Source organism: Peribacillus sp. SIMBA_075 (genome assembly GCF_046534585.1).
In genome coordinates this window covers 1-10,334 of sequence record NZ_JAWRYN010000078.1, presented here as the reverse complement: position 1 = coordinate 10,334, position 10,334 = coordinate 1, and the positions used below count along the sequence as shown (strand labels likewise).

The 10,334-nt window shown below is 36.2% G+C and carries 11 protein-coding genes and 1 pseudogene; 3 read left to right on the top strand and 9 right to left on the bottom strand.

Annotated elements, in window-relative coordinates:
- Positions 1 to 125: 125 nt before the first annotated feature.
- The 4 genes from SB775_RS26825 to SB775_RS26810 form a co-directional block, all read right to left on the bottom strand.
- Positions 126 to 401 (bottom strand): hypothetical protein, encoded by a 276-nt coding sequence (locus SB775_RS26825; RefSeq protein WP_410864172.1) that lies wholly within the window; start codon positions 399 to 401, stop codon positions 126 to 128.
- A gap of 316 nt (positions 402 to 717) precedes the next feature.
- Positions 718 to 1,248, bottom strand: a complete 531-nt coding sequence (locus SB775_RS26820; RefSeq protein WP_410864170.1) for a YsnF/AvaK domain-containing protein — start codon at positions 1,246 to 1,248, stop codon at positions 718 to 720.
- A gap of 79 nt (positions 1,249 to 1,327) precedes the next feature.
- Positions 1,328 to 1,804 carry a YsnF/AvaK domain-containing protein gene (locus tag SB775_RS26815; protein WP_251438303.1) on the bottom strand — a complete coding sequence of 159 codons (477 nt, stop codon included), beginning with the start codon at positions 1,802 to 1,804 and terminating at the stop codon, positions 1,328 to 1,330.
- A 464-nt stretch (positions 1,805 to 2,268) separates the two neighbouring features.
- Positions 2,269 to 2,511: a hypothetical protein gene (locus tag SB775_RS26810; RefSeq protein WP_328132097.1), complete on the bottom strand. Its 243-nt coding sequence runs from the start codon at positions 2,509 to 2,511 to the stop codon at positions 2,269 to 2,271.
- Between the two features lie 214 nt (positions 2,512 to 2,725).
- Between SB775_RS26810 and SB775_RS26805 the strand changes: the two genes are divergently transcribed.
- Positions 2,726 to 2,929, top strand: a complete 204-nt coding sequence (locus tag SB775_RS26805; RefSeq protein ID WP_410864168.1) for an alpha/beta-type small acid-soluble spore protein — start codon at positions 2,726 to 2,728, stop codon at positions 2,927 to 2,929.
- A 251-nt stretch (positions 2,930 to 3,180) separates the two neighbouring features.
- On the opposite strand, the gene SB775_RS26800 is transcribed toward SB775_RS26805, so the two are convergent.
- Positions 3,181 to 4,056 (bottom strand): zf-HC2 domain-containing protein, encoded by an 876-nt coding sequence (locus tag SB775_RS26800; protein WP_410864166.1) that lies wholly within the window; start codon positions 4,054 to 4,056, stop codon positions 3,181 to 3,183.
- Between the two features lie 87 nt (positions 4,057 to 4,143).
- A complete protein-coding gene (locus tag SB775_RS26795; protein ID WP_410864164.1) occupies positions 4,144 to 4,533 on the bottom strand; it encodes an RNA polymerase sigma factor in 390 nt (129 codons plus the stop codon).
- Between the two features lie 291 nt (positions 4,534 to 4,824).
- Here SB775_RS26795 and SB775_RS26790 point away from each other — a divergent pair.
- Positions 4,825 to 6,244: pseudogene (locus SB775_RS26790) on the top strand (IS4 family transposase); the annotation flags it as partial.
- A gap of 299 nt (positions 6,245 to 6,543) precedes the next feature.
- Here SB775_RS26790 and SB775_RS26785 read toward each other — a convergent pair.
- Positions 6,544 to 8,400: an alpha/beta fold hydrolase gene (locus SB775_RS26785; protein WP_410864162.1), complete on the bottom strand. Its 1,857-nt coding sequence runs from the start codon at positions 8,398 to 8,400 to the stop codon at positions 6,544 to 6,546.
- Positions 8,401 to 8,458: 58 nt separating this feature from the next.
- Positions 8,459 to 9,025, bottom strand: a complete 567-nt coding sequence (locus SB775_RS26780) for a TetR/AcrR family transcriptional regulator (protein ID WP_034314421.1) — start codon at positions 9,023 to 9,025, stop codon at positions 8,459 to 8,461.
- 41 nt (positions 9,026 to 9,066) lie between these two features.
- On the opposite strand from SB775_RS26780, the gene SB775_RS26775 reads away from it, so the two are divergent.
- A complete protein-coding gene (locus SB775_RS26775; protein WP_410864160.1) occupies positions 9,067 to 9,471 on the top strand; it encodes a hypothetical protein in 405 nt (134 codons plus the stop codon).
- Positions 9,472 to 9,867: 396 nt separating this feature from the next.
- Here the strand turns inward: SB775_RS26775 and SB775_RS26770 are convergent, their stop codons facing one another.
- Positions 9,868 to 10,137 carry a hypothetical protein gene (locus tag SB775_RS26770; RefSeq protein WP_410864158.1) on the bottom strand — a complete coding sequence of 90 codons (270 nt, stop codon included), beginning with the start codon at positions 10,135 to 10,137 and terminating at the stop codon, positions 9,868 to 9,870.
- Positions 10,138 to 10,334 lie beyond the last annotated feature (197 nt).

Here is a 10,334-nt window from a genome sequence, read left to right as displayed (position 1 = left end):
TTAAGCTAACCACTACTACTGCCTTCATGATTCGGGACTTCCACCCTATAGATTGCACCCATGCCGGGCGCACGAAAGAGCTGCCTTAAAGACAGCTCCGATCTTCAGCTAACGCACCTGTTAGTTTAATAACTAAACTTATTTTTATTCTCTTTTACGAAATATAAACCTGTCCCATTTTCTTGTGGAACAAACCCTTGTTGAGCTGAACTATTTTCTACCATATTTTGCTCTTCTGCTGTTATAACTGTGGTAACATCTTTTCCTTCAGCTACCATACCTTCTCTACGGTCTTGTTCCTCTCTTGTTACAAATCTGTATTGATCTCTGTTATTAGTACTTGTTTGTTCATCTTCTACTTTTGGTTGTCCATCTTGTGCAAATACCTCTGTACTTTGCAATAAAGCGCCCGATTGCGGAAGAACAAAATAATGATTATAATTGCTGCCTTTAGCTTGTTGAACTATAGTACCCGTTAGTTTAAGTACACTTTTTCACAATCTCTCAAGTTAGGTAGTAAGGGAAAACCAATCTATGTAGGCTGATGAGGCTCTGGTACATGAAAAAGTTCATTCGATTGTGATGAAGTTGACTGCAATAGTGTTATCAATGCAGCGCTGTTGGTTGTTGGAGGCGAAGGTGGCCTCGAAGGTTATAAAAGGAGCAGGAGTTGGTTAGCGCCTTCACCTGTCCTACCCGAATAAGGCGGGAAATGGTTTAGTCCTTTGTTACAGAAGGCGGCTTTTTTATGACATCCGCATCATCACCTGTAACGTAAACTTGTGCTGTTTCTTTTTTCAGCTTTTCCTTTATTTGTTTTATTTCTTCTATTTGACGTTTTGTAACCATTACTTTATTTACTTGCACGGGGTGTTTGTTTATTTCAATTTCTTCTTCTTTCAGAGGAATTCGAAGGTCTTCCTCATTTCCTGCTTCTATTACTAATACTTCACGCTTAATAGGAACAGTGAACGTTTTCTGTTCTTCTACGACTTCTTTATGAACCTTTACCTCCCCCGTTTGTACTCGGGTTTTTTTTATTTCCAGCTGCTCTTCTCGTAATTGAAGCGTTTTTTCTTTAATTTCATTTGTTTTTTTAGTCGGTTTGTCGATGTTCCTTCTCGAATTCATTGTATAACTAATGCCGCCTACGATTGCTCCTATAACGAGTCCTGTTACGATGGTAAAACCTGTTACCCAACCGATTATGCTACCGATTATCGCACCAATAGTAATATACTTTCCCATAGGACCTCCTGAAGTTCTTTTTTATATATGAGGATGGAAAGAAACCTACTTAACTAGAAAGTTAAGTAGGTAGGCACAATTAGTCCTCTTTGATAATATCTGTATTACCATGCGATTCAACATCTGCAACTTCTTTACGAAGTACGTCGCGTACTTGTTCTGTTTCCTGAATCGAACGTCTATGAGCAGAGACTTCACCAGTGACGACCGTATGCTTTTCTACATCAATTTTTTCAGCAGTTACTGGAATGTGAACCGTTTCTTCTTCTGTAATTGGTTCATCTGTTGGTTCGTGATCAACGGCTCTTTGTTCAATAACGACTTGATCATGTAAAACAGGGACATTCACTGATTGTTCTTCCTCAACAATGTCCTTATGAAGCGTCACATCACCAGTCTCCACACGGTGTTTGTCGATGTCCAATTCTTCAGCACGAAGATCAAGATGTACGTCTTCTGCTGCAAATTCTGTATCGGCAGTGCGATCTACTTCACGTACCTTTTTTCGAGTTTCCTTTTGAGTTTCTTCTTCGTTAAATAAATCAAAAAAGCCCATGATGAAAACCTCCTAAGGGATGTGTTTGGATGATCGTACAAGTAGTAATGTTACCTGTGTGAGTGAAAATATGTGCTTGAATTTTGGTACTTGTTTCTAAAAAGGCTTTACTTAGCCATTTGGTATTTACATCCAATGTTTTATTAGGGATACATTTTGATTAAACTTTTATAAAACCTCAGATCGTTAGACATCAATCTTCGTATGTATATTGAGTTGCTTTTTCATTTCCAGGACACCTTTCTGATTTGGAAGATCATATAGTGGCCATGGCAAGCGTGTTCTTCCTCAAATATCCTGCCCGTTAGTGCTATAAGAAAAAGGCTGCCGCAGCAACCCTCCCTAAATGAAGTAAAGCACCCGTTAGTTCCATAAAGACTTATTGTAGAGTTGACACAAACTGTTCATTAATAGCAAAGATGAATCATTATTGTAAAAAAATAGGCCTAATAGGCTTATGATAATCAGTCGCTTTTAAAAAATAGACCTGTAATATCAAAGTTTCCATCGTACCACTTATTAATAATTTCCCCAGTAGTTAAAGTAAATAAATCTTTAGCAAATTCAATCTCAAGACTATTTCCAGGAGTAATTGGATATTCTTTCATCGCGGTTTTGATTTGCAGATGATTATCGTTTTTAGCCAAAATTGGAGCCATAAGAAGAATTTGTGTTAACTTATTTTCGTCAAGATCCATAATCTTCAAAGTAAGACCTCCTTGGGTAATAAGGAGATAATACCATATTAAGGAAGTTCTTAGTAATTTCTTTATGTTTTAAGGCAGCCTCAGCAACCTGCCTTATTGTATAGTTGACACAAACTGTGCACTGCCTTAATTTATTTTAAATTCTATGTATATAACTCTTAACAATATCAAAACCTATGACTAGCAACACATTACATTCATAGGAGCTGACAACATGGCTAGAAATAATAACAGTAATGAATTAGTAGTTAATGGTGCAGAGCAAGCTCTAGAACAAATGAAATACGAAATCTCTAGTGAATTCGGTGTTACACTTGGCGCTGATACAACATCCCGTGCAAACGGATCTGTTGGTGGAGAAATTACAAAACGTTTAGTGCAAATGGCTGAACAACAATTAGGCGGAAGAACTCGTTAATCGAAATCATATGTAATGTTAGGGATAGTGATTCGACTATCCCTATTTATAATTTTACAAATTTCAAAAAAGAAACAGAAACAACAGTAGCTGTTATTTTGCTATGTCGCAGTACGAATACTTACGCTTATTCAACTAACCTGCCCCGATAGCTCTATAAGAAAAAGAGCTGCCAATGCAACCCCCTTATTGAAGTAAAGCACCCGTTAGTTGAAGAACTAGCTCTTAGTAAAATAAGAACTGTAAATATATTATCCCATTACATCTTTAAGACGTTTATTTTGTCTCATTAAGTTAATCCAAAATATCAAAAGAACACTAAATAAAGTAAATAATAATATCGGTGCCTGAAAAATACTCCACGTGCTTGGTCCGTAATAGGTTAATTGGTGATGTCTCTCAATTGTCTGTTCATACGAACTTTTATATTCATATTGAATGACCCATCGATTTTTTGCCATCACAACAGTTCCTAAATCGTAACCACTAGGGGTAATAGGATCACTCTTCCTAAGAATCCCCTTATTTCCAATGATGATGGCAGCTTCATTGTACTTAATAGGATAGATCGTTGTAGGTTTCTGTTTTACAGAAGCATTTTCCTGTAACCAATCTTCTATATCTGCTGCTGGAAAAACAGCTAACAAATTAAGTTTTTTATTATACTTATTAAATATTGTAAGAAGTTGTTTTTCTTCTTTTTCAGTCACTTTTGTTGAGGCTCCAAGAATATGAAATACATCATCCATAATGGCTTCTTTTTCTTGTTCTACTACTTCTAACTTAGTTACTTCTTCTCTATGTTCACTAAACTTTATAATCGAATGGATTAGAAAAATGAATCCAAACAGCAAAGAGAAAAGTGTTGCTAGAAGTAAATAATTCGTCAGTTTCTTTTGACCGTTGAAGAATCCGGATACTTTTTGGAATGGTCTCTTTACTTCCACTTTATAAACTTCATCTATCTCATCGGTAAAATCAACATCATTTTTCATACTTTCTAATACTTCTCTACATTTTTTACACGATTTCATATGTTCCTCAATAAAATGAATACTATCTTGGCTGCATAAATGATCGATATAAGATGGAAGTAAATCTCTCACTATATTGCATTTATTGTCCATTGTTATCCTTACCCCTTTCCCTTAATTTCATCTTAGCCCTATAAAAAGTAACTCTCGCCCAGTTTTCATTTTTTTGCTGAATTTCTCCTATTTCTTTGAAACTAGGCCACCTAAGATTCTCAAAAGTAAAACCTCTTTATATGGTTCTTCAAGTAAGTGTATTATTCGGTATAGGGCAATTTTGTCTTCCGAATGAATAAATTCAGCTTCAGGAGAAGTATGTAATGTGTCATCTTGAAACATATGTCTTTGTTGTTTCTTATTACGTTCAAGATGCTTATAATAGGAATGCTTCGCAATTTGACAAAGCCAAACTGACATCTTACATTCACCATTATATCTATCAATGGATTTTACAGCTTGATAGAAGGTTTCTTGTGTTAGTTCTTCTGATAAATCTGCGTTGTGACAAAGATACATTAGATATTTGAATACTTCTTCGGCATAATTGCTATAAATTTCATCTAGTTCTCCCAAGCCTTTTCCTCCTTTCTATATATATCCGATTCAAGGTAATTTCGTTACAAAAAATATTATATTTTTTATTACTTTTTTTATTAGCAATAGAAAACCGCCAAACAAAATGGCGGCTAAAGTATTGAAATTCAACATAATAATTAATATAACCTCTATTGAACTATCCTGCCCCGATAGTTCCATAAAGGGGTACAGCCACATGCCCATCAAGCTAAGTTAAAACAATACCCCCAAAAATGGAAAAACGCTATGCTTATCGTAAGAAGTTTACGAGAAAGGATGGTGTTTTTTATGAATCCTATCATCTCCAGTGAACTTTCACTTTTCGCACAAGAATTACAACGATTTCTATCTCCATTAGTCCTATCGCCAAACAAGTTGGTTTTGTGCAGCGATCTAGTAAGTTTCAAGCAAATGAACTCATCGCCCTTTGCGTTTGGCTCAGCCAAGAAGTCGCTAGTACATCGCTTACGCAACTATGTAGTCGGTTAGAGGCTTCGACGGGTGTACTAATGAGCCAAGAGGGACTCAATTAACGCTTTAATCCAACAGCTGTCGCTTTCCTCCGAGAAGTCTTTACTTCACTCCTAACACAAAAACTCTGTGCGACACATTCACTATCTTCACACATGATTTCATCTTTCGAACGCATTCGGATTTTAGATGCAACTGTGTTTCAGCTACCTGATTCCTTCGCCACCGATTATCAAGGCTCTGGTGGGAGTAGTAATACGGCAGGCTTGAAAGTCCAATTGGAATACGATTTACTGAGTGGCCAATTTTTAAACGTGCAGCTAGGACCGGGAAAGAACAATGATAAAACATACGGTACAATCTGCCTTGAAACCGTAGAGGAGGGCGATTTATGTTTGCGTGATCTTGGTTACTTCGATTTAGGAGACTTACAAGTCATTCATGATAAAAAGGCTTACTATATCTCGCGGTTGAAGCTGAATATACGCATTTATATCAAGAACCCTAGCCAAAATACTTCAAAAATGGCACGTTAAAAAAGCAAACAGAATACATCCAGCTTGATATGACACAAATGATGTCTGGTCTAACTACTGGTGAAACGATGGAAATCTCCGAGGCATACATTGGCCAAAATCAGAAGCTTCCGGCACGTGTCATTATCCATCGTTTAACTGACGATCAAACGCAAACACGACTGAAAAACCAAGCGATACGTGAAAAGAAGAAAGGTATTGTCATGAAGAATAAAAGTAAACGTTTAATGGGCATGAATGTATATATCACGAACACGTCGCTAGAAGAAATACCGACGAATTACGTGCATTCATTGTACTCACTTCGTTGGCAGATTGAGATTTTGTTTAAAACGTGGAAGTCATTCTTTGAAATAGATGAATGTAAAAACATTAAAAGAGAACGCCTAGAGTGCCATTTATATGGACAACTCATTGGCATTCTCCTCTGTTCTTCTACGATGTTTCAAATGCGACAGCTTCTGCTTGAAAAGAAAAAGCAGGAGCTGAGTGAATACAAAGCAATTTATATGATTAAAGATTACTTTCCGTTACTGTTTCAAGCGATAGCAGTTGGCACAAAAGAACTTTTGAAAATTCTGCATCGCCTTTATCAGCTGCTCAAAAAGAACGGTCGTAAATGTCATCGGTATAAGAAGATGACCGTCTTTGATATTCTAGGGGTTGTGTATGAAACGACAGTGAAGAATAGACAAACTGCCATGCCAAAAAATCTCGTTTTAATAGGCTTTTTTGGCATGGCTGCTTTTTCATTACTCGTTTTTTTAAAACAATGATCAACTCGTATCTTGTAATTTATGTTGTTAGCTTGATGGGCATGTGGTACTACCCCTAATAGAAAATACATAAGAAGCAATATGATAATGCACCTATGATTAAGCTAATCCAAGCAAAAAATACTATTTTCTTTTATTATTGGATACAGGACAACCGATGATGTTAAACCAAACTTTGAACGAACAATCTTACTACGCACTTTTTTTGTATTTACCCCACACTATCATCTGCTAGTACTACTATTTTTTATAACCAAATCAGCCGTTTCCCTCGGATGGCTAAGAGGGAAATGATGACCATATGGAACAATATCAACCTTACCAAGATGCAGTGGAGCAAAATAGCTTCTATCATGATCTCCCCAAATAATATGAAGATTATACCTTTGTACTTTATTAAAATCACCCTGATAGTCTTTCAATAGAAAACTGTTAAGCTGAACCGTTGTATTTAAAATTCTAGGTGAAGTAAAGCTCCTACTTACTTTGGCAATATAATGTTCCGGAATGCTCTCCGTACTTTCAAACAGACCATTACCTAATAAATATCGCTCTATCAAATTAGCAGTTGCCAATTTCAACGCCCATTTGTTCATAAATTGAGGAGCATTAAACGAGTTAGAATTTCTTTTTGCAACAGGTGGCTGAAGTAAAGTAATAGTATTCTTCGTATCAATGTACTCTTGTACTAATGCTTCCAGAAGAATTACCGCACCGAAGGAATGGCCAATCAAATGTGCACCATTAGTAGCTTCCCCCATTAACTCTTTCACTACATTCAAATAGAGATCCAGAAGGTTTTTCTCTCGTTTAAAAGGGGAACGTCCTAAACCTGGAAGATCCAGGATCCATACCGGTTGACCAGTTTTTTCATGAAGCTCTAGTCCTAAAGGAAATAAATCCTCTCCATCGCTCAATAAACCGTGTAATAAAATAAACGGCTTACCCTCTCCTTGTATTTGATAAATAACAGTGTTTCCGATTAATGTTCGTTCAAATGCATGATTATGCTGGTCATTTTGATACATCAAGCGATAATCCAAATCCGCTACGACGGCTGGGAAAAATTTCATTACACTCGTCTTCTTAAACCAATCCCCTCCCATGATTTTTTTCGATGAATCATTTGAAAACTTCCTATTTGTAATAAAGTTCAGTCCATCGGATGGAATTTGTGTTATTTTACTTACCCCACTTTTCATAAGTGCCTTCATGAAAGGAATTGGTACAGAGATTTTAGGTGCTACCATATTCATACTTTCTGACATAACTCCTAATAATTCAGACATATTTGGATCAAGCTGTTTGTCTTGAACAAGTGTATATGTTTGAATAGACGGTTGCTCCTGCTTAAAAACCTGCACAATAAACTTCGCTAGCTCATCGTTTGAAATAAGTGGTAATCTATACCCCTTACCTCCAGGAACAACTGGCAATAGCCCTCTTCGCATACTCGTCACAAGCAAGCCTAAGCCTGCTACTTGCTCCGTACTCCCTGTTTTACTACTGCCGACTACAGTTGGTGGATTAATCACAGAAAGCGGATAGCCTATTTCAGATGCCTGCTGGCGAATATAAAGATCTGCTAAAAATTTTGTTCTTTCATATGAATTTTTTATTTTCAAATAATCGTTGCCTTCCTTAAACACATCAATCGTAACCATGCTACTTTTATCATCCAAGGGGCTCATATAACCTACTATATGAATAAATTGCTGCAAGCCCTTCAATTGATGAATACTTTTAGCTAATTCACCGATATGCTTGGCACCGTTTAAAATTACAGAAACTGCCTCTTGCTCTGTCGCTTTAATATCCATTGGTCCACCCGCATGAATAATCACATCCGTTTTTAATATCCTATCCTTATCTTCATCACTTAAACCTAAATCTGTTTTCGTTAAATCACTTTCAATAAAGTGCATGGCTGCCTCATTTACAATACCTTTTTCTTGAAAAATGCGTGTTGCCTTACTTTTTGACCTAACTAAAAGAAAAATCATAACTTCCTCTTTAGTTAATTCCTCCACTAACTGCCTCCCAATAAAGCCTGTTCCACCAGTTAAAAATATTGTCCTCATATCCGCGCTCCTTTTTAGTACTATATAGTACTAATCCGATGTAAAAAAAATGCTTCTCTTATCGAAGCAAGTTAAAAAAATGGTTTGCTGTTTGCTTGATAACAGTTGCATCCTTCAATGTTTCTGAAATAAATAGCGCTCCTTCAAGATTCGTTATAAAAAGTGCCGCTACCTCGTCAATATTAATCGTATTTCTAAACTCCCCTTTTTCTACTCCTTGTTTTATTAATAGAGAGACTTTCGTTTGTAATCCTGTAAAAAAGAGACCTATTTTTTCTTTTATGTGCGTGGCTTGTGCAGGACTTTGAATATAAAGAGTAATAAATGGACAACCACCCTTATACTCCCTTGACTGAACTCCCTGTGATAAATGCTTTAAAAACAGCTGGACACGATCTTCAACTAATAATTGGTTCTGAGAAAGTATTTCATCAATGGCACGCTGATACGTTTCAATCCAATAATCAACGACCCCTTCTAACAATTCTTCCTTATTAGAAAAGTGATAATACACATTAGATTTTGATACTTTGCTTACACGCACTAATTCATCCATACTTGTATAAGCAAACCCTTTTTCTAAAAATAATGTTGCCGCCACTTCAATCACACGTTTTTGATTCATTAATTTTACCTTTGTCATAACTAGAACTATATAGTACTAGTTTGAATGTTGCAAGTATTAACTATTTCTTTTTCGGAGTTTTTGAATCTGGAGCAGAATTTTCAGTTTCTACAACAGTGGGAGAATCATCTTCTACTTCAATTTCAAGATCAGCTTCGTCCACGGTTACGGTTACCGTACCTCCTAGAAGTAAGAAAAAAGTATCTATGGTAGGAACAATGAAGCAAGAAGTGATGGGCTTCCAAGCACTGTTATCAGTTCAAGGATCTTTTGGGGCAAATTTCCCTAGTAAAGTAGAAGATCATTATTTTTGGTTTCTTGGAGCAGAAAGTGTTTTAGATAGTACCACGGGTACTCTTGTAGGGAAAATTAAAAATACAGCTGTTTTTGATGTTCAAACTGAAGTAGGAGCAGTTGAGCCTATTACAGAATCAACAGTTGTTTAAAATAAATAAAAAAACATCTTAGAATCAGATTATTTCTTGTAACCTTTATCTAAGGCCTTCAGGTTATCTTCCTCGCTTTTTCTTCAGGAAACACCTTATCTATCAAGGGTTTTATTCTTATCGTGGGAAATAGAATAAATGGTTGTTAGTGCTATTTTGCATCCTAGATCCATTTAAATGCTTTTGTACTTTGTTTGAAACTAAGCCGAGACTAATTAATTAGTCTCGGCTTTTTGATATTTACGATAGAATTAAATCCCTGTAACTGATACCATAATTCCCTACACAATCATTATTGCTTGTTCAACTAACCTGCCCCTATAGTTCCATACGAAAAGGCTGCCTTAAAGATTGCTCCAATCTTCAGCTAACACACTTGTTTGTTGAATAAACAGTTTAAAATCCATTACCCTGGAATACTATTCTCATTAATTCGACGGCTATAAAGTAAACGAAACCAACGAATATACTAAGACCTAAAGCAAATTTTCTCCAAAGTCCTTTCTCACTAAGAAAAGAAAAAGAGAAAGATACAATGATTCCAAATATCATTAATATACGGAAAGTTGTCACTCCAGGATCAATTACTCGTGTTATATTCGCAGCAAAGAAACAAATAACCAAGATAATTAAAGTAAACGAAATAATCCCTAAATATTTTTTCATGATTCCCCACCCTTCCCTCCAATCCATTTTACCAAAATATAGTAAATATGTATTTTTTATTTGGGTATCTTGTCCTTTAGACCCATAAGAAAAGGGCTGCCGAAGCAACCCCTGTTAATGATGCAGATAGGTAAGGGTTTGAAGTTATCGTTCCCTTTTCCCCCTGCTCGCACCGTAGGTGCAACTTTCATCGCATA